Here is a 23,531-nt window from a genome sequence, read left to right as displayed (position 1 = left end):
TAAACCCTGTCGAGCGACCGGCACGTACGCGGTACGGTTCTTAAAGCCCCGTCCACAAGGACCCCGGGCCACCGATCCCGTACCGGCGGGTGAACCGGCTGCACATGTACGTGGGGACTCTGTCCTTCGACCTGCTCCTCGGCGACGTCCACTCGCTGAAGGAGAAGCGCTCCGTCGTCCGCCCGATCGTCGCCGAACTCCAGCGGAAGTACGCCGTGAGCGCGGCCGAGGTGGACCACGTGGACCTCCACCGCCGGGCCCTGATCGGCCTCGCGGCGGTGTCCGGGGACGCGGCCCACCTCACCGACGTACTGGACCGGTGCGAGCGCCTGGTCGCCGCCCGCCCCGAAGTGGAGCTGCTGTCCGTACGGCGCACGTTCCACGGCGACGACGACTGACCACAGAACGTTAGAAGAAGAAAGAACGGGAGACGGACCAGTGGCCGACAACGCTCGGGCGAAAAGGCTGGCGGACCTCATCCGGGAGGTGGTGGCGCAGAAGCTGCAGCGCGGGATCAAGGACCCCCGCCTCGGCTCGCACGTCACCATCACGGACACCCGGGTCACGGGTGACCTGCGGGAGGCGACCGTCTTCTACACGGTCTACGGCGACGACGAGGAGCGCGCGGCCGCGGCCGCCGGTCTGGAGAGCGCCAAGGGCGTTCTGCGCTCCGAGGTCGGCCGCGCGGCCGGCATCAAGTTCACGCCGACCCTGACCTTCGTCGCGGACGCCCTGCCGGACACGGCCCGCAACATCGAGGACCTCCTCGACCGGGCCCGGCAGTCCGACGCCCAGGTGCGCGAGGCGTCCGCGGGCGCCGCGTACGCCGGTGGCGCGGACCCGTACCGCAAGCCGGAGTCCGACGACGAGACGGACGACACCGCAGAATGAGCAGCAAGCCCACCCCGCCCGACGGCCTTGTCATCGTGGACAAGCCGTCGGGCTTCACCTCGCACGACGTGGTCGCCAAGATGCGCGGGATCGCCCGGACCCGCCGCGTCGGCCACGCCGGCACGCTCGACCCCATGGCCACCGGCGTTCTCGTCCTCGGCGTGGAGCGCGCGACCAAGCTCCTCGGGCATCTCGCCCTCACCGAGAAGGAGTACCTGGGCACCATCCGCCTGGGCCAGAACACCGTCACCGACGATGCCGAGGGGGAGATCATCTCTTCCGCCGACGCCTCCCAGGTGACCCGGGACGCCATCGACGCGGGCATCGCCAAGCTGAGCGGCGAGATCATGCAGGTGCCGTCCAAGGTCAGCGCCATCAAGATCGACGGCGTACGGTCCTACAAGCGCGCCCGCGAGGGCGAGGAGTTCGAGATCCCGGCCCGCCCGGTGACCGTCTCGTCCTTCGCGGTCTACGACGTGCGCGACGCGGTCGCCGAGGACGGCACCCCGGTGCTCGACCTGGTCGTCTCCGTGGTCTGCTCCTCCGGCACCTACATCCGTGCCCTCGCCCGCGACCTGGGCGCCGACCTGGGCGTCGGCGGCCACCTCACCGCGCTGCGCCGCACGCGCGTCGGGCCGTACAAGCTCGATGCCGCCAAGACGCTCGACCAGCTCCAGGCCGAGCTGACCGTGATGCCGGTCGCCGAGGCCGCCACGGCCGCCTTCCGCCGCTGGAACGTCGACGCCAAGCGCGCCCGGCTGCTGCTCAACGGCGTCCGCCTGGAGATGCCCGACGAGTACGCGGACGCCGGTCCCGTCGCCGTGTTCGACCCCGAGGGCACCTTCCTCGCCCTGGTCGAGGCGCACAAGGGCAAGGCGAAGAGCCTCGCCGTCTTCGGCTGAGCCGAAGAGCGCTCAGCGACTCCCGGGTGTGTGCCCGTGGAGCGGCGGCCACGGGGTACGTGCCACACCCGCCGCTCCACGGTCCCCCCTGGGTTCCCCCACCCCTAGGGTCTGTCCAGCCGGACCCGTTCATTCACCCGTCCGGGCAGGCGCTCGGAGTGAATCGGGGGAGCTTTAGGGGGCGCTTTCGCCTCGCGGCCTTCTCCGGTGATCATCACGCCCCTACCGTCGAGGGAAAGGGCGCGGGCACACGGGCGGGAGGTACGGCGATGGACCAGCTCGTCCGGATCGACGGCCCCGACGGCCGCCCCCGTGGCGTCGGCTTCCTCGCCGACCACCACGGCACCCTTCTCACCAGTCACGAGGCCGTGGACGGCCTCACCGGGCTCGTCCTGTGCGCTCCCGACGGCCGCACCACCACGGCCGGCCCCGACGCCGTCGTCCCGCTGCCCGCGCTCGGCCTCGCGCTCGTGCGCACCGAGGGCCTGGACGGCGTACGGCCGCTGCCGCTGACCGTGCGGGACCGCACCGACGCGGGCACCTACGTACGGATCGCCGCCGGCTGCTGGCGCGAGGCCCGCGTCCTCACCACCACCCCGGTCACCTACACCGCCCGCGAGGGCGACAGCCGCCTCGCCGACGCGCTGGAACTGGCGATCGGCACGGCGGGCCGCGACGCCCTGCGCCCCGGCGGCGGCGCGACCGGCGGCCCCGTGCTCGACGCCCGCACCGGCGCGGTCCTCGGCGTCCTCGGCACGGCCTTGCGCTCCGAGCGCGCCGACCGGGGCTTCGCGGTCCCGGTGCGCCCCGCTGTCGCCTCCGGCCGCGCCCTCGCCGCCCTCCTCGCCCGCAACGCGGCCACCGTCCCCGCCTACGGCGCCGACCTCAACCCGGCCGCCGTCCTCGAACTCACCGGCGCCGTCCTGACCGTCGACGGGCCACCCCTCGCCGAGGACGTCGAACCGGTGGAACGGGCCGCCGTGGCAAGGGAGTTGACGGACTTCGCCGAGGGCCCCCACCCGGTGCTCGCGCTCACCGGACCGCCTGGCAGCGGCCGTACGACCCAGCTCGCGGCCCTCGCCGCAGGACGCCACCGGGGCGAACACCCCGCGCCCGCCCTCTGGCTGCGCGGCGCCGATCTGCGCGGCGGCGACGACTCCCTGGCCGACGCGGCCCACCGGGCCCTGCGGCGCGCCGGGGTCGCCGTCTGCGCGGCCGAGCCCGGCGACCTCGCCCCCGGCCGGGTCGCCCGCATCGCCGCCGGGGCCGGACGCCCGCTGCTGCTCCTGCTCGACGACCCCGAGGAGATGCCCCCCGCGCTGGCCCGGCGACTGCCCGAGTGGACCCGGAACACCGTGGCCTGGCTGCGCGGGAGCGGGGCGCGGCTGGTGACCGGCTGCCGGGAGGAGTTCTGGGAGGAGCACGCGGAGCACTGGGCGCGGGGCGTGCCGGACGGCGCCGCGCCGCCGCGCGTACGGCTCGCCGGGTTCACCCCCGCCGAGGCCCGCCTCGCCCGCGCCCGGCACGGGGTCCCGGAGGGCGCCCTGGCCGGGCGCGACGCCCGGCATCCGCTCGCCCTGCGCCTCCTCGCCGACGTACGGGCCGCGCTGCCCGGCGCGCCCGTCCACGGACCCGTGGACCGGCACGAGGTGTTCGCCGCCCACCTCGACCTGATGTGCCTGCGCGTCGCGGTGCGGCTCACCGCCGGGGACGGCCTCGGCGGCACGGCCGTACGACGGCTCGCGACCCGCGTGGCCGGGCAGGTGCACGAGGCCGCGCGGCGCGCCCTCGGAAGCGGGACGGGCGCGCTGGACCGCCGCACGTTCGAGGCGCTGTTCCCGCCCGGGCCCGCGCCCGCCCGGCTGGGCGGCGGCTCCGGCTGGGCCTCCGCCGTCCTGGTCGAAGGGCTCCTGGTGCCCACCGGCACCGGCTACCGCTTCGCGCACACCGAACTCGCCGACTGGCTCCAGGGCAGCCACCTCGACCTGGAGGCGGCCCTCGACGTCCTGGTGCACCGCCCGCGCGAGACCGCCCCCGCCGCCGTACCGCACCACCGCGCCGGACCGGTCGTCCAGGCGCTGCTGCTCCTCGCCCGCAGACGCGGCGCCCGGCTGCTCGCCTTCCGGCTACGGGAGCTGGCCGACGCCCTGGACGCGGACCCGGCCTCCTGGTGGGCGGCCCGGCTGCTCTCGCGGACCCTCCTGGACGGGCCCGACGCGGCGCCGTACCGCGAGGTGCTGCGCTGCCTGGCCGGGCGGGTCGTCGCCTGGCGGCACGGGCGGCGCCCGGTGCCCGCCGACCTCGGGCCCGCCTTCTGGGCCGCGCTGCCGCTGCCCGCCGCCGAGCGGTTCGCGCTGCTGCGGGAGCTGGTCCTCGCGGACGGGGACACCGGGGGAGAGGGCGAGCGCCATCTCGACACGGTGGCCCGGCTGCTGGCCGCCGCCCCGGCCGCCGTACAGCCCCACCTCACCCGCTGGTTCGAGGACGAACGCCCGCTGCCCGCCACCCCGCACGCCACCGTGGCCACCGCCGCGCAGGCCCTGCTGCACACCCACCGCCACGGCGCCCTGGACGAGCTGACCGAGGCCCTCGCCGACAGCGGCCACCGGCGGGCCGACGAACTCCTCGCCGTCCTCGCCGAGGACGAACCCGCCGCCGCCTGCCGCGCCGCGGACCGCTGGGCGTCCGACGAGCGCCCCGCCTGCCGCGCGGCCGCCACCGCCCTCGCCCTGCGCGCCGCCCCGCACGCCCGCACCCCCGACGACCGCGCCCTGCTGCGCCGCGCCGCCCGCGCGCTGCTCGCCCGCCCCGCCGACCGGGACCTGCACGGCGGCGCCCTCGCCCTCCTGGTCCGCGACCCGCACACCCGCGAGGAGCACCTCACCGAGACGCTGCGCCGCTTCGCCGACGGCGACCTCGGCATCCCCGCCGCCGCGCTGCTGCCCGCCCTGGACACCGACCCCGAGCCCGTCCTCGACGCCTTCCGCGCCCGGCTGCGCGGCGGCGGCCCGGACACCGCGCGGACGCTGCGCGCGCTCGCGGACGTGACCGCTCCCGCGCTGGTGCACCGGGTCGCCACCCTGGTCCGGGAGACGGTCGCGCCGGGGCCCGACAGCGCCGAGGGCGCCGACAGCGCCGGTTGCGTGGCCGCGTACGTCGGCCGCCGGCTCGGCCAGGGACCGACGGCCCGCTCCGAGCTGCTGCCCCTGGTGAGCGGTCTGCTCGCCACGGGCACCGAGCCGGTACGCGCCGCCCTCGCGGCCGTGCTCGCCACCCCGGGCGGGCCGGCCGCCCGGCCGCTGCGCCGCGAGCTGCTCGACCTGCTGCTCGCCCATGAGCAGGACCCGGCCGTGCTGCTCGCGGCGGCCCGCGCGGCGGTCCGTCACCTGGGCGACGGGGACGACGGGGGCGGAGAGGGCGGCGCGGGCGACGGCGGTGGCGACGCCGAGGCCGAGGCGCGGGGGCTCCTGCACCGCACCGGCCTGCTGTGCGGCCGTACCCCCGAGGGCGCCGCCCGCTTCGACACCTGCCTGGCGGACCTCGCCGAGGAGGTGCCGGGCCTCGCCGCGCGGCTGGCCCGCTGGCTCACCGAGGCCCCGGGCGACTGGGCCGGAGTGCCGGGCCCCGGCGCACGGCGCGCGATCGAGAGCGTGGCCGGGACGCGCGTACCCGTGTGAGCCCCGGCGCGTACGCCCGCACCGATCCGCGCCTCTCGTACGTGCGTCCGGTCACAGCCCCCGGCCGATGCGGGGCGCGGGCGGGCGGCATGGCACCCTTAGACCTGCACAAGAGGTCAATGATGGAGACCGGGATCCGCGCGAGCGGTCCACGGTCGACACGGACACGGGTTCGAGGAGCGGTCACAGTGCAGCGCTGGCGTGGCTTGGAGGACATCCCCCAGGACTGGGGGCGCAGCGTCGTCACCATCGGGTCCTACGACGGTGTCCACCGAGGCCACCAGTTGATCATCGAGCACGCCGTGGACCGGGCCCGCGAGCTGGGCGTCCCGGCCGTCGTGGTCACCTTCGACCCGCACCCCAGCGAGGTCGTGCGCCCGGGCAGCCACCCCCCGCTGCTCGCCCCGCACCACCGCCGGGCCGAGCTGATGGCCGACCTGGGCGTGGACGCGGTCCTGGTGCTGCCGTTCACCGCCGAGTTCTCCCAGCTCTCCCCGGCCGACTTCGTCGTCAAGGTCCTGGTGGACAAGCTGCACGCCAAGGCGGTCGTCGAGGGCCCGAACTTCCGCTTCGGCCACCGCGCGGCCGGCACCGTGGACTTCCTCGCCGAGCAGGGCAAGGTCTACGACTACGACGTGGAGGTCGTCGACCTGCACCTGACCGGCGCGGCGGGCGGCGGGGCGCCGTTCTCCTCCACGCTGACCCGGCGCCTGATCGCCGAGGGCGACCTCGCCGGTGCCCGCGAGATCCTGGGCCGCCCGCACCGGGTGGAGGGCGTGGTCGTACGCGGCGCCCAGCGCGGCCGCGACCTGGGCTTCCCCACCGCCAACGTCGAGACCCTGCCGCACACCGCCATCCCCGCCGACGGCGTCTACGCCGGGTATCTGCACTGCCTGGGCGAGGCGATGCCGGCCGCGATCTCGGTGGGCACCAACCCGCAGTTCGACGGCACCGAGCGCACGGTGGAGGCGTACGCCATCGACCGCGTCGGCCTCGACCTGTACGGGCTGCACGTCGCCGTGGACTTCCTGGCCTACGTGCGCGGGCAGGCCAAGTTCGACTCGCTGGAAGCCCTGCTGGAGCAGATGGGGCGGGACGTGGAGCGGTGCCGGGAGATCGTCGCGGCGGACGCGTAACCCCGGGACACGGGGGGGCTCCCGGGACACTCGGGACACGAAAGGGCGGCCGGAGCACCGGCCGCCCTTTCTCGTGCCCTACTGCTGCGGGGGCTGCTGTCCCGGCTGCGGGTAGCCGTACAGCTCCTGCTGCGGGGGCTGCGGCTGCCGGCCCGGCGCGGCCTGCGGCGGGTACGGCGGCTGGCCCTGCGGCGGGATGTACGGCTGCCCGGGCTGGGGCTGCCCCGGCTGCGGGGGATAGGGCTGCTGACCCGGCTGGGGCGGGTACGGCGGCTGGCCCTGCTGCGGCGGATAGGGCTGGCCCGGGTACGGCCGGCCGGCCGGCTGGCCCGGGATGTGCGGGTACTGGCCGGGCAGCGGCGGGGCGGCCACCGGCGGCGGGTTGCCGTCCCGGGTCCACAGCCCGTGCGCCTGCTGGTGCCGTACGAAGTCCTCGGCGACCATCGCCGCGAGGTTGAAGTACGACTCCCGCACCTTCGGGCGCATCATGTCGAGGTCCACCTCGGCACCGGCCGCCAGATGCTCGTCGAACGGCACCACGACCACACCGCGGCACCGGGTCTCGAAGTGGGACACGATGTCGTCCACCTTGATCATCTTGCCGGTCTCGCGGACCCCGGAGATGACCGTGATCGAGCGGGCGACCAGGTCGGCGTACCCGTGCGCGGACAGCCAGTCCAGCGTGGTGCTCGCGCTGCTCGCGCCGTCCACGGACGGGGTGGAGATGATGATCAGCTGGTCGGCGAGGTCGAGGACCCCGCGCATCGCGCTGTAGAGCAGACCGGTGCCCGAGTCGGTGAGGATGACCGGGTACTGCTTGCCGAGCACGTCTATCGCGCGGCGGTAGTCCTCGTCGTTGAACGTGGTCGACACGGCCGGGTCCACGTCGTTGGCGATGATCTCCAGGCCGGAGGAGGCCTGGGAGGTGAACCGCCGGATGTCCATGTACGAGCTGAGGTGCGGGATCGCCTGCACCAGGTCGCGGATGGTCGCCCCGGTCTCGCGGCGCACCCGGCGGCCGAGCGTGCCCGCGTCCGGGTTGGCGTCGATGGCGAGGATCTTGTCCTGGCGCTCGGAGGCGAGCGTGGAGCCGAGCGCGGTGGTGGTCGTCGTCTTGCCGACACCGCCCTTGAGGCTGATGACCGCGATCCGGTAGCAGGACAGCACCGGGGTGCGGATCAGGTCCAGCTTGCGCTGCCGCTCCGCCTCCTCCTTCTTGCCGCCCAGCTTGAACCGGGACGCGGCGGCCGCGGGGCGCCCGCTGCGCGCCTTCTGCCGCTTGTTGTTGAGCAGCCGGTCCGAGGACAGCTCCACGGCCGCCGTGTAACCGAGCGGCGCGGCACCGGGGTTGGTCGGCTGCCGCTGGTCGTGCTGCACGGCCTGCGGCCAGGCGGTACCGGTGCGCGGGTCGACCGGCGGGGCCTGCGGGGGCTGGGGCTGCGTCGGCTGGGGCTGCGGCTGCGGCTGCGGCTGCGGCTGCGGATGCGCGGTCGGCGGGAAGGCGTAACCGGGCTGCTGGGCAGGGATGTTGGGGCCCGGCTGGGGTGCGGACTGCGGGGCGGGGTGCGGGGGGAAGGCGTAACCGGTCGCCGGAGGCGCCTGGTTGAGCGGCGCGGCCGGGGGAAACGCGTAGCCGCCGGGGGAGTCGGGGGCGGCGGCCGGGCCCGGCTGCGGCGGGAAGGCGTAACCGGTGGGCGGCGCCTGCGGGTTGGGCTGCTGCTGCTCGCTCGCCGGGGCCGGGGCGCCCGGGTGGGGCGGAGCGGCCGGGGGCACGGGGGCGCCGGGCTGGTTCCAGGCGGCGGCGGGCGCGGGCTGCGCCGGGTTCGGCGGGTACGGCGGCTGGCCGGGAGCGCCGGGGCCCTGCGCGGCCGGGGGCTGCTGTGGTGCGGCCGGCATCGGGCCGGGCTGCTGCGGCACGGCGCCCTGCGCGGGCCACTGCGCCGCCGGTGCGGGCGCGGCGGGCTGGTACGACGGCGGCAGCGGGGGCACGCCCTGCTGCGGTGCGGGCGGGGTCCAGGCCGGGGGAGCGGTGCCCTCGGCCGGGGCGGCCTGGGGGGCGTCGGGGGCGGGCTGCTCCGGCTCGGCGTCCGGGGCGGACTGGGCGGCCGGTTCGGCCTCGGCGTCACCGGTTTCCCCGGCTTCCCCGGTGTCCGTACCGGAGGCGGCCTGGGGGGCGCCGTCGGCGGCCGTGTCGTCGGTGGCCGGGGTGTCCTGGCCGTCCGGGGCGGTGTCCGGCTCCGGCTCCGGCTCCGGCGCCGCGTCCGTCGTCGCGGCCGGGGTCTCCCCGGACGCGGCTTCGCCGGCCGCTTCACCGGACGCGTCGCCCGTGCCCTCGGCGGTGCCCTCGGCGGTGCCTTCGGCGGTGTCGGCCGCCGGAGCCTGCCCGGCGGGCTCCTCCGGCTGCTTCTCCGCGGCCGTACGCTCGTCGATCTCCCGCTTCAGGGCGGCGGCCGAGAACCGCATCGTCGCCCCGCTCTCCAGGTCACCGTTGTCCGCCTCGGGCTCCGCCGGGGCGCGGTCCGGCTGCGCCTGACCCTGCTGCGGCTCGAACCCGGCCGGGAGTCCCGGCACCGGCGCGGGAGTTCCCGCCGGGGGAGCGGGCGGCGCGTACGGCGCACCGGGCCCGGAGGGCGCGGCGGGCGGCGCGAAGGGCACCCCCGGAGCGCCAGGCGTACCCGGAGCGCCCGGCACACCCGGCGTCCCCGGCGTATGCGTGGCGGGCGCGGCCGGCGGTGTCGGACCCGGCACCGGGGCGGCCGGGGTGAACGGCGGCGGCACCGGGCCCGGTCCCGTCGGCACCCCCGCGCCGTCGGAGCCTCCGGAGGAGGAGGCGTTCTGCGTGTACCAGGCGGGCGGGGCGTAGTCGATGGTGAACTCGCCCGTGTTCTCGACCGCCGACTCCGCGTCGGGCTGGTCGTCGTCGGGTGTGGCCCAGCCCCCGCGCATACCGTCCCGATCGCTGCTCACAGTTCCTCCTGAAGTGGTCGGGCACCCTCAAACGCGTGCGGGGGCCGACCAAGTCGTGTCGTTCAAGTCGTCCGTAGTCGTGCCGGGCAGGGCCGTCCACCGGTCCGTCCCCGGGGACGACGCCCCGCCCGCGGGTCCGGCATCGCGCCCGCTCCCAGCCTAATCACCACAGGCCCCGCGCAGGCAGGCCCGCCCACCCCCCGAAACGCGCTCAACGCACCGTGCGGCCGTCACGACCGCCCTGGGGTCCGGCCCAACCACCCGGGAAATAAAGGGGCAAACAACCGGGCACGCGACAAACCGCAGTCACCCTTCGGCGCGCGAAAGCCCAACAAAGCGGACAAGAAAGGTCGTTCAGTCCATGCGGCGCGGGTTGCCCAACAATCCGATCTCGGCGTCGGTCGGCTGGGTCAGCACGTACTGCCGCTCACGATCGGTACACCAGAGGGTGACACCGTCGGGCAGCCCCGGCAGCGACTCCACCTCGGTCCGGGACAGCCCCATCGTGCGCCCGAGCTCCGCCGCCTCGTCCGGCGAGACCCGCTGCACGCCGACGAGCCGCGCCTGCCGCAGCAACCGGGGCGCCACCGGGCTCAGATACGGCAGCAGCGTCACCACCGACTGCCACGGCCCCGCCACCACGCGCCCGCGCGGCGGCCGCATCCCGCAGTCCCGCACCACCAGCACGGGCGTACCCGCCGAGGCACCCTGCGGAGGGACCCGCCCGACCTCGTACACGGCGAGGCCGTTCTGTCCGCCGCCCATGGCGTGCACCATCTGCATCCAGGACTGCGGCCGGCCGGTCTCCACCGCCACCCGGGCACCCGTCGCCGCCGTCCGCAGCGCCAGCACCTGCGCCGTCCACAGGCCGCCGATCAGCACCACGTCGTACGGCGTGGGCCGGTTGATGCCCAGCACCGCGGGCCGGCCCTCGGCGTCCACACCGGCCACCACACCGTCGTCACCGATGGGCAGGGACAGGGCGTCCGCGTACCGCAGGGGCAGCGAATGTCTCGGGTGGCGCGGGCCGAGCAGACCGAAACCGGTGCGCAGCCGCTCACCGAAAGTGGGCGACGAGGCCGGGGTGGTCGAGTTCGCCGTGGCCATCAGCGGGCACCTCCGAGCGGCAGGGTGGCCAGAACACCGGAGAGCTGCTCACGGTCCAGGCGCGCGAGCCCGGTCCGCGACTCCCGCGCCACACGCTCCAGATCGCGGCGCGCGTCGGTCAGTTCCTGATTGCTGCGGCCGGTGATCCGCAGGTGCCCGGTGAGGGACACATCGTTCCGGGCGCTCCCGGCCAGCGTCAGACTGAAGGTCGTCGCCAGCGCGGGCACCGAGGTCAGCCGCGCGACCAGCTGCGCCAACGAGCCGTCCGCACCGCCCAGTTGGGGCCAGCGGCGCACCCAGTAGGTGGTGTGCCGACGGTTGTCGCAGCGCCAGCTGCGGCTGGACTCCTCCGTACGGCGCTGCGGTGTCTCGTCCCGTCCGGCCTGGGCCGCCTGGGCCGTCACGATCGGGTTGGCACACGCGGAGGTGGCGATGGCCGCCGTCAGCTCCTCCTCGGTGAGCACGCTCGCGCGCAGCCCCGCTCCGGTCAGCCGGCTCGACAGATGCCCGGCCGAACGCGCCAGACACTTCTGCGCGCCCACCAGCCCGCCACCGCGCGCGGCGACCGCCTCCGGGCACAGCTCGGGATCGAGCTTCAGCGCTATCCACGTGATGCGCACGGCCGGGGAGCCCGTCTGGGCCTGCAGCGGCGCGTAGTTGCTGACGACCACCGACTGCTGCGGCAGATGCAGGGCCGGCGCCGGCTGGGTGTGCACCACGATCTGCGCCGACTCCAGCCGGATACCGTCCACTTCGAGCACGTCGCGCACCAGGGCCAGCGGCAGCGGCCTGCGGCTGTGGTCCGCCCGCAGCGCGTCCGAGTCCGACTCCACCTGGAGCACGGCGGTCAGGAAGCCGCCGTCGCCCACCATGCCCACCGGCCGCTGATCGCGGTCGTCACCCCGGCTGTAGCTGTACGTGCGCAGCGTCGGCTCGCACTCCACGGCGGGCGCGAGGGAGGAATCGGTGCCCGGCGGCACCGGCGTGTTCGCGGCACGCCGCACACGGGCCCGCAGCGCCAGCAGACTGCCCAGCCACTCCGGCAGCGGACGCCCCCTGCGCCGTACCACGGCGAGCACCACCAGCACCGAGGCGAGCACGGCGGCGACGGCCATCGCGACCGTACCCAGCAGCAGGCCGCACACGACGAGCGCGGCCGCGACCTCCAGCAGCACCAGACGCTGGACCGCGAACGAACCGCCACGGCCCGAGCGGGGCTCCGGATGCGGGGTGAACACCCCCGGCCGGCCTGCGGTTTCCCGCGGGGAGGAAGCGGGGGCGCGCACGCCCGAAGGGTCCGCCTCACCCGGTCGTGACCCCGATTGCGATCGCGACCGGGCGCGCGTTGCGGAAGCCATCACTTCAAAACCCCCGAACCTTCCCGAAAACCCTTGCGCTCCGGTGTCCTCAAGCCCAGAGCACCCTACCCGTGCCACGCGCGGGTCCACGCAACAGGCATAGTAGGGGCCGGGTCTGACAGTCCAGACACCAGAGGGAATCGAGGGCGGGGGCCGGATCTTCACAGGTCCCCCACGGCTCCGCACGGGGAGAGAGCGGACACAGATGGCATCACGGCGGGATGAACTCAACGCCTACACCTTCGCGAAGCGCCGCACGCTCGCGTCGTTCCTGCAGCCCACACCTTCCGGCTCCGAGGAGGGCGCCCCCAAGCCGCTGGGCGCGCTGGTGCCCGGCGTCGTCGTCGGCGTGGTGATCCTCGCGGTGTTCGGCGCGGTCGGGATGTTCAGCCCCACCGCGCCCAAGGGCTGGGACACGGCCGAGGAACACGTCATCGTCGCGAGCGACTCGACCACCCGTTACGTCGTCCTGAACACCGGCAAGCAGCGGCAGCTCCACCCCGTCCTCAACATGGCGTCGGCCAAGCTGCTCCTGAAGCCCGAGAAGGACAGCGTCATCACCGTGGACGAGAAGATCCTCGACGACGGCAAGCTCCCGCACGGCGCCACCATCGGCATCCCCTACGCCCCCGACCGGCTGCCCTCCCCGGACGAGGCCGGCACCGCCAAGCGCTGGGCGGTCTGCGAGCGCCCCGGCGACGGCGGCCGGGCCATCCAGAAGGCCGCGTTCGTCCTCGCGAAGAAGGAATGGCCGAAGACGGACGGCACCGACCGGCTCACCCGAGGCGACCTGATGTACGTCGTCGGCCCGGACGGCAAGACCCAGTACGTCGTGGACGCGCACGGCACGGCGTACAAGATCGCCGACCCCGGTGACCAGGAACTGCTCAAGGCCCTCGACACCCAGGGCCGCGCCCCCCAGCGCGTCTCCCAGGAATGGCTCGACACCCTCCACCAGGGCGACCCCGTCGCCATCCCCGCGATCAAGGGCGGCACCCCAGGCGCGAAGGCCGGCGCCTCCGACCTGCTGCGGCAGTACGACAAGGTCGGCGAGGTCATCAAGGCCTACGACGGCCAGGCGATCCGCTACTACGTCGTCCTGCCCGGCCGGGTGGCGAGCATCTCCGAGTTCACCGCCACGCTCCTGCTCAACAGCGGCGACCTCGTCGGCGTGGGCCAGGCCGGCGAGGCCCAGCAGGTCAGCCCCGCCGCGGTCGCCGACAGCACGGCCTTCGACGGCGGCAAGAACTGGCCGGAGTACAAGCCGAAGACGGTCAACGACGGCTCCAGCACCACCAGCGGCCGCAACACCGTCTGCAACGTCATGCGCTCCCTCGGCGCCGACGGCGCGACCACCCTGTCCACCTGGGCCGGCACCGACTTCCCCGTCCGGCTGCCCACCGGCTCCTCCAGCGCCTACGTCACCCCCGGCTCCGGCCAGCTCTACCGCCAGTTCCAGGGCACCGAGACCAGCGTCGGCGGAGTCTTCCTGGTCACCGACACCGGGCTGCGCTACGCCCTGCAGTCCAACAGCGACAGCGCCACCGACGACCAGGGCATCGGCACCTCCGCCAAGCAGCGCAAGGAGGAGCTGACCGAGGCCAGGATCGCCCAGACCCACCTCGGCTACGAGAACGTCAAACCCGCTCCCGTCCCCGTGGAGTGGTCCACGTTCCTGCCGACGGGCCCGCGCCTGTCGGAGGCGGCGGCGCGGCAGCCGCAGGGGTCGTAGGAGGACGTGCTCATGCTGAAGGCAACGACTTCGGGGACCGGAACGCGGCGGGCCGCCGCCCGCACCGCCGCGACGGCCGCGGCGGTGTTCCTCACCGCGACGACCCTCACCGTCGCCCTGCCCGCGCCCCCCGCGCGCGCGGACGACGGCCAGTGCACCTTCCCGTCGAAGAACTACACCGCCCGCCCCTGGGCGCTCCAGCGGGTGAACCTGGACGCCCTGTGGGCGCAGGCCACGGGCAAGGGCGTCCAGGTGGCCGTGATCGACACCGGGGTGGACGTCAAGAACCCGCAGCTCGCCAAGGCGGTGACCGCGTCCAAGGGCAAGAACCTGCTGCCCGCGAAGAACGCCAAGGGCGAGAAGACAGAACGGGGCAACAGCTCCGGCACCACGGACACGGTCGGCCACGGCACGCGCGTGGCCGGCATCATCGCGGCCCGCCCCATGAAGGGCACCGGGTTCGTGGGCCTGGCCCCGGACGCGACGATCATCCCCATCAAGCAGAACGACGCCGAGGGCGACGGCACGACCCTCACCCTGGCCGCGGCGATCCGCTACGCGGTCCAGCAGGGCGCCGACGTCATCAACATCTCGCAGGACACGGCCAACGCGGTGACGGGCGGCCCGACCCTGGAGGACGCCGTCAACTTCGCCCTGGCGCACAACGTCGTGGTCGTGGCGTCGGCGGGCAACGACGGCCTGGGCGGCAACGTCAAGGTGACGTACCCGGCCTCGTACAAGGGCGTGCTGGCGGTGGGCGCGTCCGACCGGAACAACGAGCGCGCCGCGTTCTCGCAGGCGGGCTACTTCGTCGGCGTCGCGGCCCCGGGCGTGGACATGATCTCCACCGTCCCCGGCGGCGGCCACTGCTCGGACAACGGCACGAGCTTCTCGGCGCCCTATGTCGCGGGCGTGGCAGCCCTGTTGAAGCAGAAGTACCCCAAGTGGACGGCCCAGCAGATCGTCGCCCAGATCGAGCAGAGCGCCGAACGCTCCATCCCGGGGTACGACCGGCTGGTGGGGTGGGGAGTCGTCGACCCCGTGAAGGCGCTGACGGACGTGGACCCGGCCCACCCGGTGGAGTCACCGCGCCCGGAGAACGGCGTCACCAAGGGCGAGGCGCCGTCGGTCACGCCGCTGCGCTTCGGTGAGACGGCGGAGGAGCGGGACACCCGGCTGGCGACCTATGTGATGGTGGGCGGCCTGGTCGTGGTGGCGGCCCTGAGCGGTACGGCGGTCGCGGTACGGGACGCGCGGCGCAGGCGTGGGCGCCTGTCCTGAGGAGGGCGCCTGTCCTGACGGAGGATGTCGGTCCCCGCGTTGGGACAGGCGCACCGGGACAGGCGCTCCGGCACGGCTAACGGGGCGCGGGCGTCACCTTGTTGTCGGCCTTGATGTCGAAGTTGATCTGGCTGCCCTTGACCGAGGTGACGGTGACCGTGATGCCCACGGTGCTCTTGTCGTCCGCGGTGAGCGTGCAGCGCGTCTTGGTGCCGACCTTGCCGGGGAGGTCCTCGGGGCAGGAGACGTCGGGCTTGGGACGGCCCGTCTGAGCCGCGAGCCGCTCGGCGACGGTGTCGCCCAGCTTGCCCGCGGACACCTTCGGCTCGGTCTTGCCCACGTGAACCGACGCCGAGCACCCGGAGACGAGTACACCCGCAACTACGGCCGAAAGACTCAGGGTTGTGGCGACGGTACGGGTCATGGGCATGGGGGACTCCGATTCGGATCGGGACAGGGGATGAGCGAAGCATAACGGCCGCTGTGAGCCGGGCACCTTGTCTCGGGTGAATCCCGGGCTGCCTCGGAGAAACGAACGCCCTTGATCCGGACTCGGATTGTGAGGGAATTCCATGAAGTCTTCACGCGACTTGCGAAGGACTCTCACTCGCCGGCTCCGGGACGCGTGCCGGGCGACGACGGGGGTGCGTGGAGTCGTGTTAAGGCGCGACCTGGGCGGTGGAAGGATTTTGACGTGGTGTTAGCGTGAGCGGTCCTGTCGTCAAGGCAACGGTTTCCAGGCAGGGTTGGGAAGAAGGGGGACGCATTTCTCATGTCGGTCGATCTGGGTGTGGGACCAGGAGTTCTCAAGAAAGGCGCCGGGGACATTCTTGAGTGCATCACACCTGCCAAGGGTGTGAAGCCGGAGGACGCCGCGGAGGAGGGCGAGTCGCTCGGGGACGATGACGCGGTCGCCGCGATGGTCACGTTCAGCGCCACGTGGAAGCTCGGCGTGGACTTCCTCCTCGACTGTGGGGCGACTCTGGCGGAGGGACTGAAGTCGGCCGACAGCGACTACGCGGCAACAGACCAGAGGATTCGTGGCGCCGTGAACGCGGTCAAGTCGGACTTGGGCTAGGAACGGGGAATCCGCATCCATGGGAACCACGCTGGGGTGGACGCACGACCCCAAGAAGCTCATACCGGGCGACGTCGGAAAGCTGCACAAGCTCGCCACCGAACTCAACGGCTGGTCCAAGAAGTTCGAGAAACTCGGCGACGGTCTGCGCGACTTGAAGATCCCCGGGTGGACCGGTCAGGCCAGTGACGCCTTCTGGCCCGTCCTGGCCAAGGAGAAGGCCAACTGGTATCTCGTGGCCGACGCCATGTCGGGAGCCGCCGGCGCGGTCACGTCGTACGCCTCCACGCTCGACTGGGCGCAGAAGCAGGCCGCGACGGCGATCCACCAGTGGGAACACGGCGATCACGATGCCGCCGAGACGACACTCGAGAACGCCCGCAAGCAGCTCAAGCCCGAGACGGAGAAGCTGACCAAGAAGCTCGACGACCTGGCCGGCGGCGCCTCCCACGCTCCGGCCTGGCTCGCCCGCGCCCGTGCGAGGGCCGACTCGTGGCAGTTCGTCAAGGACCACGGGATGGGCAAGACGGCTCAGAACCGCTGGAAGAAGGAAGGCATGCCGTGGGCTTCCGACTTCGGCAGGAGGAGCAAGGAGTGGGGCAAGGACGAGAACGGCAACTGGTTCATCCGTGACAAGCCTGAGCCTTCCGGGGAGCCGGAGGAAGGCGCCGGCGGCAAGAAGACCAATGTGAGCGTCAAGATCGCCGAGTGGTCGGACAAGGCCGACGCATGGTCCACTGGGACCAAGGGTGACGGGAACTGGGCGGGCGGCAAGGTCAAGGGCCAGTTCGATGCCTCCGTCCTCGGCGTCGACGGGACCGCCGGCGCGAGCTACACCAATGGACGGCTGCAGGCCGGTGTCGCGGGAACCGCGTATCTGGGACAGGTCTCCGGGAACGCGAGCTACGAGTACGGCGTCGTCGGCGTCCAGGCCGAAGGAAAGGCCTTCGCGGGCGCCGAGGCCTCGGCGAACGTCGGTGTCGGAAAGGACGGACTTCACGCGGGCGCGGAGGGTTTCGCCGGCGCGAAGGCCTCGGGTTCCGTGGGCGCCGATGTCGCCGGAGTGGGCGCCGGTGTCAACGGGGAGGCCTGGGCGGGAATCGGCGCCAGCGCCGATGTGGACGCGGGTATGAAGGACGGCAAGATCACCATCGGCGGCAACCTCGGGGTCGGCCTGGGTGTGGGCGGCAAGATCGGCTTCGACGTCACGGTCGACCCCGGCAAGGTCGGCGACACGATCGCGGACGCGGCCGACTGGGTAGACGACTGGCTCTGACCCCCGTCGTCGACGTTCATCAAGGAAGTGGATTCACCATGACGGCCACATTGCCGATCAAGATCTCGTTCTCATTGCCCGACGGCTGGCAGGCGGCCCCGCCGGACGAGGTGGGGGCGCCCGGCGCCGCCTTCGTCGCGCTTCATCCCGGCTCCGTGGACCACGGTTTCACCGCGAACATCACCATTTCGGGGGAGATGAGGAACGACGCCACCACCATGTGGCAGATCGCGGAAGAGTCCGTGCACCGGCTGGAGCAGGCCGGCCCCGTGGAGGTCGTGAAGAAGCACGAGGTGGGCACCCCGGACATCCCGGGTCTGACGGACTCCCCCGGGGTGGTCCAGAACCTCCGCCTGCACACCACGCTGCGCGGCGAGCCGCTGGAACTCTGTCAGAGCCAGGTCTACCTCGGTCTGGAAGACGTCAGGAATCCGGCCAAGCGAGCGGTCATCGAGCTGGTCCTCACGGCGACGGAGGGTCAACTGGAGCATGTGGTGGACGACTTCAAGTCCTTCCTGCGTACGGTCCGGTCGGCCGAGGAAGACTCCGCCTGAACCGCCGGAAGTTCCCCTTGACCGAGTGATCCCTTCACCGGCCGAGGGGAACTCCGTTGTGTCAGGAGGTCTCCCATGCCTGCACCGGGATGCGGTCCAGAACATCGCACAGGTGGTTCAGCTTCTCGTCGACGGCCTGGGGCGTCAGCGGATCTGAGTACCAGGTGAACAGTTCACCTTCGTGGAACTGCAGCGGAGTCTTGTCCGCCAGAGGCTCCGTCAGCAGATAGGGCATCAAGTCGCGGCTGAAGGCTTTTCGGGTGAATTCCTCGTCACTGGTGATGACTCGGAACTCCTTGTCGAACGCCGGCTTGCCGAGGGGCATCGTGGGCTTCCGGCCGAACAGGGTGGTCAGCATTCCGCGGCGAAATATCTGCATGAACGCACCCGAACCGGGTGCCTCGACGACGAAGACGGACCGGATCAGCGGCTGGGGGTTGTCGTCGGTGCCTGACGTGATGCTCATGAAGCGGTACTCGAAGTACTTGAACGGGCGACCCCGGAACTCCCCCGTGGTGTAGTGGCAGGCGGACATGTTCACCCCGCGGGTGGGGAAGGGGCGTATGCCGCTGTAATGATCGATCCGGCCTCTGGTGAACGCTTCGTAGGTCCAGCCATGTTCAGCGGCATTGCGGGCGAGTTGTGTGTAACCTCGCCCAATTTCCCGCTCTTTCTTCCGTCCGCGGTGGGATACGGTGAAAACGAGGGTGAACATGCCCGCGACGAGGGCGAACGCCACTATCCCCGGCAGAGCATCAGCCAATTTCTCCATGGCCCCACACTATGGCGGACGTGGGAAACGGCCGACGGCGGGCGCGACAGGCCGGCGCGGCCCGTGGCGTCCACACCTCGTTGCCAAGGTGAATGTCTGGTGAAGGGCGCGGAGGTGCGGGTGCCGTCGCGCCAGGATGCCGTTCCGGGCCGTCCGTACGTCGAACCTGGACCTCACCGGTGTGCCGACGGCCGGGACGAGGAGCGCCGCCGGGCCGTCCCGCGCACGGCAAACCGGGCAAAGAGTGTCGGCCGGGCCGCTTATCGTAACTGAGTTAACACACAGCCAGGTTGGACCGGTTGTGCTGGGTGACTACAGTGGTAAACGCGTTGTGAGGCGCGGCTCGCTTTGCGATCGTACGGCGAGCGGGCGACCGGCCCTCGACTCGGTCGGGGCCGAGGTGTGTACGGGGAAACGGGGAGGAGCGTCGTGCTTCCGGCAGACATGGTGGGGGGCGTGTCGGCGGCCAGGGCAGCGAACCTGGAGGCCAGTGGTGAGGCGCTGGACACGTTCGTGAAGCGGGTCGACGCGGTTCTGAGCAACCTTGAGGCATCCGCGGGCAACCCGACGAAGGTCGGCGCCCAGACGATCAGGTCCACGTCGCTGACCTCGGGGGCGGAGAACGTCTTCCCCGAGGCGCACGGTCTGTACAAGCAGTACCACCGCGTCCACGCGGAACTGACGTCCCTGTCCAAGAGTCTTCACCTTCAGATCGAGGCCATCGGCATCGCGGTGCAGGGCGCCCATCGGGGCTTCGACAATCTCGAAGAGGAGCAGCGGCAGCGGTTCTGGGCGATCCAGGGGGAGATCCGGAAGACCGACGACAAGAAGACCCATCAGCACGCCAACGACAAGGCCACTGGCGCGAGGTACTGACGATGACCGACAAGAAGCACGACGCAGACCTGCACCGCGTCTCATCGCAGAACTCGGTGACCGACTTCGCCCGAGGCGTGGAAGAGGGGCCGCGGGGCGGCTTCCTCGACGGCTTCTTCCGCTCGGCGGTCGAAGCCACCCCCTTCGGGCGCGCCATCACGGCCCGGACGGACTTCGACAAGCGCGACCTCGATCTCAACAAGATGATTGACATGGTCGAGCAGACGGACCCCGAGGACCTGGAGTCCTCCGGCAAGGCCCTCTGGGACGCGCGTGACGCCATCAAGGCCGCCGCCGACGAGCTGGACGGCCACATCGACAAGGTCCACTGGGTCGGCGAGTCGGGCGACGCCTTCCGTGAATGGGGCGCGAAGCTCGTCACCAACACCCACCATCTGAGTGAATTCGCCGGTTCGGCGGGTGACCAGATCACGGCGGCCGCCGTGGGCCTCGCCTCCGTACGCGGCGCCATGCCGGCGCGCGACACCCAGGCGAGCCGCAAGCGGCCGGAGCACTTCACCGCAGCGGAGAAGACGGCGGACAAGGACGAGTACGCCGCCGCCGTCAAGGTGGAGAAGAACCGCCAAGAAGCGATCAACCAGATGAACCGGCTGGGGTCGTACTACGCGGTGTCGGAAGAGGTGCTGGCGTCCCTGCCCGCCAAGGACAAGACGCCGGAGTTCACTTCGATGCCGGACGTGGGGGTGCCTCAGCCCAGTCGGCAAATCGGGGTTGAAAGACCGGCTGCCGCAACGGGCTCACCTGGATCGAGTGGTGTCGCGCCGGGAGCCTTCACCGGCCATCACGTGACAGCGGCAAGTCCTGTCGCCCATCACGCCACAAGTGACAGTCCGACGCCGAAGCACGACACCAACCAGCACAAGATCTCGCTCCCCGACCAACCTGTCGGCTCTGTCGGCACGAACATCGACAGCACCGCCACACTGCCCCCGCCCACGACCGCTCCCGCCCACTCGGCGCCGCCCATCACGAGTACGCCTCCCGCGGGTGACGCCCTGCCCAATGTCACGGGCGGCGGCCTGGGAACGCCGATCCCCACGCGCGCGTCGGGCCGGGGCATCAGCGGAGGCGGCGGCTTCCGTACCCCCACGCCCACTCAGGGGCGCGCGGGCACATCCGGCCCGACCCTGGGTTCCGGTCGCCCCACGGGGCAAGGTCCCACGAACCAGATGGGCCGTGCCACGGAGACGGGGCAGTCCGCAGCCAGGGGCACCGGCTCCGGAGCGAAGTCCTCCCCCATGGGGCGCGGAGGAGTCACCGGCGGTACGACACGAGCGGCGGGTACGGCGGGACCGAGGGCCAACGGTGGGCCGGCCACCGGGGCGGGCCGGTCCAACGGCGTCGTCGGCGGACGGCCCACGGCGACAGGTGGCGCCACGCCGAAGAGCGGTTCGAGGCTCCCCCGGGGCACGGTCATCGGCGGGGAGGAAACCGCCAACTCCCGCTACGCGACCGGCCGTCCGGGCGCCAAGCCGGGTGCTTCGGAGGCCGTCACGGGCAGGCCGACCGCGCGCAACTCCACGGCCGGAGCGGAGCGCAACGGCATGACGCGTGGTGGTACGGGTCTGGTGCGCGGTGGGCGCAAGGAGAGGCGCCGGGACGAGGAGGAGACCGAGGGAACGCCTCGCCCCGACTACCTGATCGAAGACGACGAGACCCATCTGTCGAGCAAGCACCGGCGTGATGTGCCGCCGGTGATCGACTGAGCCGAGCGAGGACACGGAACACGATGAAGAGAACGCGTCGCGGTGAACGAGTGCGCGCTGTCAGCGCGGTCGTGGGCGCCCTGGCGGTCACGGCTGTGGGGTTCGCGCCGGGCGCCGCGGCGGACGAGCGGTCGAAGCAGTGGTACCTGGGTCCCATGCAGGCCGAGCAGATGTGGAAGGTCAGCACGGGGAAGGGCGTGAAGGTCGCTGTCATCGACAGCGGGGTGAACGCCGACACTCCGGCCCTCAAGGGACAGGTCCTGACCGACGAGGTTCCCAAGTCGGTCGCGTACCGTGCCACGGATGACTACACCGGTCACGGCACGACCATGGCCGAGCTGATCGCGGGAACTGGAGCGGGGGGCGGCCTGCAAGGGCTCGCGCCCGGCGCGAAGATCGTCCCTTATCGGGTCGAGTTCGAGGACCTGAAGGGCGGGGCGGCAGAGAAGCGGAAGACCCCTGAACCCGTAGAGGCGATCAGAGCGGCGGCTGACACTGACGCGAAGATCATCAACATGTCCTTCGGGTCAGAGGGGCCGAGCTCCAAAGAAGAAGCCGCGATCAAATACGCCGCTTCCAAAGGCAAGCTGCTGATCGCCGGCGTCGGCAACGACGGAGCGAAGCACGGCGACACCATCCTCTATCCCGCCGCCTTCCCCTACGTGGTCGGCGTGGCGTCCTCCGACAAGTCCGGCACGGTCTCGAAGTTCTCCTCCTCCGGCGGCTACGTGGACTTCGCGGCCCCCGGCCAGGACTTTCCCGGCTGGTGCGACGCGACATTCCGGGCGTACTGCGACGACGTGAAAGGTACGAGTTCGGCGACGGCGATCGCCTCCGCCTCCGCCGCCCTCATCTGGTCCGCGCACCCCGACTGGACCGTAAACCAGGTCACCCGCGCTCTCGTCGACACCGCCGGCCGCAGCTGGCCGAAGAACAAGCCGAGCACCTACCTCGGCTACGGCGCCGTGCGCCCCCGGCTGGTTCTCGAGAACCCCCATTACGACCCCGGCCCCGCGAACGTCGACCCGCTGGCCAAGGAGAACGGCGGGGACCTGCTGGCGAAGTCCGCCTCGGCTCCCTCGTCGTCGGCCTCCTCTGCACCAACCCCGTCACAAGCCCCCAACAACGCTTCAGCTGCGGCTACTTCGGCAGCAGGATCGAGTTCCGCGTCCTCCAGCGACAGCGACAGCGGTGGCGGCAACACCCTCTGGATCGTGCTCGGCGCCGCCGCGGTCGTCGTGGTCGGTGGTGTGGGTGTGGCGCTCACGAGGGCACGGCGCACCAGCTGACGTCAGAGACCAGTGAACGCAATTCACAGAGACAGAAAGGGCTGACATGGCCGACAAGCAGAAGCTTGAAGACGCAGCAGTAATCGATCTTCAGAAGAAGATGTACGAGAAGTTCGAGAACATCCGCAAGCGGGTGCACGGGCTGCAGGGCGTCATCGACGGCCTCGAGGGCCAGTGGCAGGGTATCGGCCGTGCCGCGTTCGACAAGAAGCAGGCCGAGATCAACCAGTCGCTGCAGAACATCGGCGGCATCCTCGGCGACGTGATCGAGGCCATGACCACGACGCGCAACATCAAGGACAGCAAGGAAGACGAGGTGCGCGCCTCGGTCAACAAGATCGACACCCAGGACGGCGCCCCCACGGTCCCGCCGTCCGCCCTCAGCTCCTACTGAGCCGAACGACGCTCTCCAGAGGAATTCGCCGGACACCCGGCACCCCCATCGGCACGCACCAGCGAGACGAGGAAACAGGCATGGCCAACAACAACGAGGGACTGTCCGTCACTTATGACGGCCTCGACATGGCGGCGACCAAGATCGGCAACGAGGCGAAGGACCTTGAGCACGATCTGCGCGAGCTGAAGGCGATGGTGACGAGCAGCCTCCAGTACTGGGAGGGCCAGGCGCAGGGCACCTTCCACGACAAGCTGCACCGCTGGGACAAGGAAGCCCACGACATCCACCAGGCGCTGACGGGCATCGGCCACGTCGTCGCCCAGGCGGGCGGTACGTACATGGAAGGCGACAAGAAGGCGTCCAGCTACTTCCAGTAGGACGAGCCTGAGCAGGACCGGCACCGACAGCAGGGTGGGCGTTCACCGACGCCGTGATCCGCGCCGTCGACGCCCGACCCGACCCGGCGGTCTTCGTCCTCTGGGGCAACTACGCGCAGAAGAAGCTCCCCCTG

Annotated in this window: 20 protein-coding genes and 1 pseudogene; 16 read left to right on the top strand and 5 right to left on the bottom strand. The window is 72.1% G+C overall.

The window, feature by feature from the left end; translation table 11 throughout:
* Positions 1-104 precede the first annotated feature (104 nt).
* The 5 genes from AB0898_RS30885 to AB0898_RS30865 all read left to right on the top strand — a co-directional run bounded on the left by AB0898_RS30885 (position 105) and on the right by AB0898_RS30865 (position 6,606).
* Positions 105-398, top strand: a complete 294-nt coding sequence (locus AB0898_RS30885; RefSeq protein ID WP_366806370.1) for a DUF503 domain-containing protein — start codon at positions 105-107, stop codon at positions 396-398.
* A gap of 40 nt (positions 399-438) precedes the next feature.
* Positions 439-891: a 30S ribosome-binding factor RbfA gene (gene rbfA, locus AB0898_RS30880; RefSeq protein WP_018544853.1), complete on the top strand. Its 453-nt coding sequence runs from the start codon at positions 439-441 to the stop codon at positions 889-891.
* Entirely contained in the window at positions 888-1,793 is a 906-nt protein-coding gene (gene truB, locus AB0898_RS30875) for a tRNA pseudouridine(55) synthase TruB (protein WP_366806356.1), read from the top strand. The genes rbfA and truB overlap by 4 nt, the downstream gene beginning before the upstream one ends.
* Positions 1,794-2,062: 269 nt before the next feature.
* Positions 2,063-5,470, top strand: coding sequence for a trypsin-like peptidase domain-containing protein (locus AB0898_RS30870; protein ID WP_366806355.1), 3,408 nt, complete (start codon positions 2,063-2,065; stop codon positions 5,468-5,470).
* 188 nt (positions 5,471-5,658) lie between these two features.
* A complete protein-coding gene (locus AB0898_RS30865) occupies positions 5,659-6,606 on the top strand; it encodes a bifunctional riboflavin kinase/FAD synthetase (protein WP_366806354.1) in 948 nt (315 codons plus the stop codon).
* Between the two features lie 78 nt (positions 6,607-6,684).
* Here the strand turns inward: AB0898_RS30865 and AB0898_RS30860 are convergent, their stop codons facing one another.
* The 3 genes from AB0898_RS30860 to eccE form a co-directional block, all read right to left on the bottom strand.
* Positions 6,685-9,573, bottom strand: a complete 2,889-nt coding sequence (locus AB0898_RS30860) for an SCO5717 family growth-regulating ATPase (protein ID WP_366806353.1) — start codon at positions 9,571-9,573, stop codon at positions 6,685-6,687.
* A 354-nt stretch (positions 9,574-9,927) separates the two neighbouring features.
* Positions 9,928-10,680 carry a hypothetical protein gene (locus tag AB0898_RS30855; protein ID WP_366806352.1) on the bottom strand — a complete coding sequence of 251 codons (753 nt, stop codon included), beginning with the start codon at positions 10,678-10,680 and terminating at the stop codon, positions 9,928-9,930.
* Positions 10,680-12,038 carry a type VII secretion protein EccE gene (gene eccE, locus AB0898_RS30850; protein ID WP_366806351.1) on the bottom strand — a complete coding sequence of 453 codons (1,359 nt, stop codon included), beginning with the start codon at positions 12,036-12,038 and terminating at the stop codon, positions 10,680-10,682. Before eccE ends, AB0898_RS30855 begins: the two co-directional genes overlap by 1 nt.
* Before the next feature lie 205 nt (positions 12,039-12,243).
* On the opposite strand from eccE, the gene eccB reads away from it, so the two are divergent.
* Entirely contained in the window at positions 12,244-13,770 is a 1,527-nt protein-coding gene (eccB, locus tag AB0898_RS30845; protein ID WP_366806350.1) for a type VII secretion protein EccB, read from the top strand.
* Between the two features lie 12 nt (positions 13,771-13,782).
* Positions 13,783-15,051 carry a type VII secretion-associated serine protease mycosin gene (gene mycP / locus AB0898_RS30840; RefSeq protein ID WP_366806349.1) on the top strand — a complete coding sequence of 423 codons (1,269 nt, stop codon included), beginning with the start codon at positions 13,783-13,785 and terminating at the stop codon, positions 15,049-15,051.
* Positions 15,052-15,127: 76 nt separating this feature from the next.
* Here mycP and AB0898_RS30835 read toward each other — a convergent pair whose 3' ends face one another.
* The gene (locus AB0898_RS30835) at positions 15,128-15,475 is read right to left on the bottom strand and encodes a DUF4333 domain-containing protein (RefSeq protein WP_366806369.1); all 348 of its coding nucleotides are present in this window, start codon (positions 15,473-15,475) and stop codon (positions 15,128-15,130) included.
* Positions 15,476-15,823: 348 nt separating this feature from the next.
* On the opposite strand from AB0898_RS30835, the gene AB0898_RS30830 reads away from it, so the two are divergent.
* Genes AB0898_RS30830 through AB0898_RS30820 form a run of 3 tightly spaced genes read left to right on the top strand, consistent with a single transcriptional unit; the run spans position 15,824 to position 17,959 of the window.
* Positions 15,824-16,129 (top strand): hypothetical protein, encoded by a 306-nt coding sequence (locus AB0898_RS30830; RefSeq protein WP_366806348.1) that lies wholly within the window; start codon positions 15,824-15,826, stop codon positions 16,127-16,129.
* 19 nt (positions 16,130-16,148) lie between these two features.
* Positions 16,149-17,405 carry a putative T7SS-secreted protein gene (locus AB0898_RS30825; protein ID WP_366806347.1) on the top strand — a complete coding sequence of 419 codons (1,257 nt, stop codon included), beginning with the start codon at positions 16,149-16,151 and terminating at the stop codon, positions 17,403-17,405.
* A gap of 38 nt (positions 17,406-17,443) precedes the next feature.
* Positions 17,444-17,959 carry a hypothetical protein gene (locus tag AB0898_RS30820; protein WP_366806346.1) on the top strand — a complete coding sequence of 172 codons (516 nt, stop codon included), beginning with the start codon at positions 17,444-17,446 and terminating at the stop codon, positions 17,957-17,959.
* A gap of 61 nt (positions 17,960-18,020) precedes the next feature.
* Here AB0898_RS30820 and AB0898_RS30815 read toward each other — a convergent pair whose 3' ends face one another.
* Positions 18,021-18,731 carry a hypothetical protein gene (locus AB0898_RS30815; protein ID WP_366806344.1) on the bottom strand — a complete coding sequence of 237 codons (711 nt, stop codon included), beginning with the start codon at positions 18,729-18,731 and terminating at the stop codon, positions 18,021-18,023.
* A gap of 429 nt (positions 18,732-19,160) precedes the next feature.
* Here AB0898_RS30815 and AB0898_RS30810 point away from each other — a divergent pair, with 429 nt between their 5' ends.
* From AB0898_RS30810 to AB0898_RS30785, 6 genes and pseudogenes are all read left to right on the top strand, one after another.
* Positions 19,161-19,607, top strand: coding sequence for a hypothetical protein (locus AB0898_RS30810; protein ID WP_366806342.1), 447 nt, complete (start codon positions 19,161-19,163; stop codon positions 19,605-19,607).
* A 2-nt stretch (positions 19,608-19,609) separates the two neighbouring features.
* On the top strand, positions 19,610-21,334 hold the full coding sequence (locus tag AB0898_RS30805; protein WP_366806341.1) for a hypothetical protein: 1,725 nt from the start codon (positions 19,610-19,612) through the stop codon (positions 21,332-21,334).
* Positions 21,335-21,384: 50 nt separating this feature from the next.
* Positions 21,385-22,623 carry a S8 family serine peptidase gene (locus AB0898_RS30800; RefSeq protein ID WP_407078438.1) on the top strand — a complete coding sequence of 413 codons (1,239 nt, stop codon included), beginning with the start codon at positions 21,385-21,387 and terminating at the stop codon, positions 22,621-22,623.
* A gap of 46 nt (positions 22,624-22,669) precedes the next feature.
* Positions 22,670-23,017, top strand: a complete 348-nt coding sequence (locus AB0898_RS30795; protein ID WP_366806340.1) for a WXG100 family type VII secretion target — start codon at positions 22,670-22,672, stop codon at positions 23,015-23,017.
* An 80-nt stretch (positions 23,018-23,097) separates the two neighbouring features.
* The gene (locus AB0898_RS30790; RefSeq protein ID WP_366806339.1) at positions 23,098-23,397 is read left to right on the top strand and encodes a WXG100 family type VII secretion target; all 300 of its coding nucleotides are present in this window, start codon (positions 23,098-23,100) and stop codon (positions 23,395-23,397) included.
* A 32-nt stretch (positions 23,398-23,429) separates the two neighbouring features.
* Positions 23,430-23,531, top strand: a pseudogene (locus AB0898_RS30785) (uracil-DNA glycosylase); the annotation flags it as partial.

It is taken from the genome of Streptomyces sp. NPDC005435 (assembly GCF_040703155.1).
Classification (GTDB): domain Bacteria; phylum Actinomycetota; class Actinomycetes; order Streptomycetales; family Streptomycetaceae; genus Streptomyces.
The sequence above is the reverse complement of the archived record's forward strand: the minus strand, read 5'-3'. Positions and strand labels throughout refer to the sequence as shown.

Coding starts and splice junctions, on each gene's coding strand:
- AB0898_RS30885 (WP_366806370.1), top strand. CDS start 105: ATGTACGTGGGGACTCTGTCCTTCGACCTGCTCCTCGGCGACGTCCAC.
- AB0898_RS30815 (WP_366806344.1), bottom strand. CDS start 18,731: ATGGAGAAATTGGCTGATGCTCTGCCGGGGATAGTGGCGTTCGCCCTC.
- AB0898_RS30825 (WP_366806347.1), top strand. CDS start 16,149: ATGGGAACCACGCTGGGGTGGACGCACGACCCCAAGAAGCTCATACCG.
- eccB (WP_366806350.1), top strand. CDS start 12,244: ATGGCATCACGGCGGGATGAACTCAACGCCTACACCTTCGCGAAGCGC.
- AB0898_RS30805 (WP_366806341.1), top strand. CDS start 19,610: ATGACCGACAAGAAGCACGACGCAGACCTGCACCGCGTCTCATCGCAG.
- AB0898_RS30830 (WP_366806348.1), top strand. CDS start 15,824: ATGTCGGTCGATCTGGGTGTGGGACCAGGAGTTCTCAAGAAAGGCGCC.
- mycP (WP_366806349.1), top strand. CDS start 13,783: ATGCTGAAGGCAACGACTTCGGGGACCGGAACGCGGCGGGCCGCCGCC.
- eccE (WP_366806351.1), bottom strand. CDS start 12,038: ATGGCTTCCGCAACGCGCGCCCGGTCGCGATCGCAATCGGGGTCACGA.
- truB (WP_366806356.1), top strand. CDS start 888: ATGAGCAGCAAGCCCACCCCGCCCGACGGCCTTGTCATCGTGGACAAG.
- AB0898_RS30835 (WP_366806369.1), bottom strand. CDS start 15,475: ATGACCCGTACCGTCGCCACAACCCTGAGTCTTTCGGCCGTAGTTGCG.
- AB0898_RS30820 (WP_366806346.1), top strand. CDS start 17,444: ATGACGGCCACATTGCCGATCAAGATCTCGTTCTCATTGCCCGACGGC.
- AB0898_RS30870 (WP_366806355.1), top strand. CDS start 2,063: ATGGACCAGCTCGTCCGGATCGACGGCCCCGACGGCCGCCCCCGTGGC.
- AB0898_RS30855 (WP_366806352.1), bottom strand. CDS start 10,680: ATGGCCACGGCGAACTCGACCACCCCGGCCTCGTCGCCCACTTTCGGT.
- AB0898_RS30795 (WP_366806340.1), top strand. CDS start 22,670: ATGGCCGACAAGCAGAAGCTTGAAGACGCAGCAGTAATCGATCTTCAG.
- AB0898_RS30790 (WP_366806339.1), top strand. CDS start 23,098: ATGGCCAACAACAACGAGGGACTGTCCGTCACTTATGACGGCCTCGAC.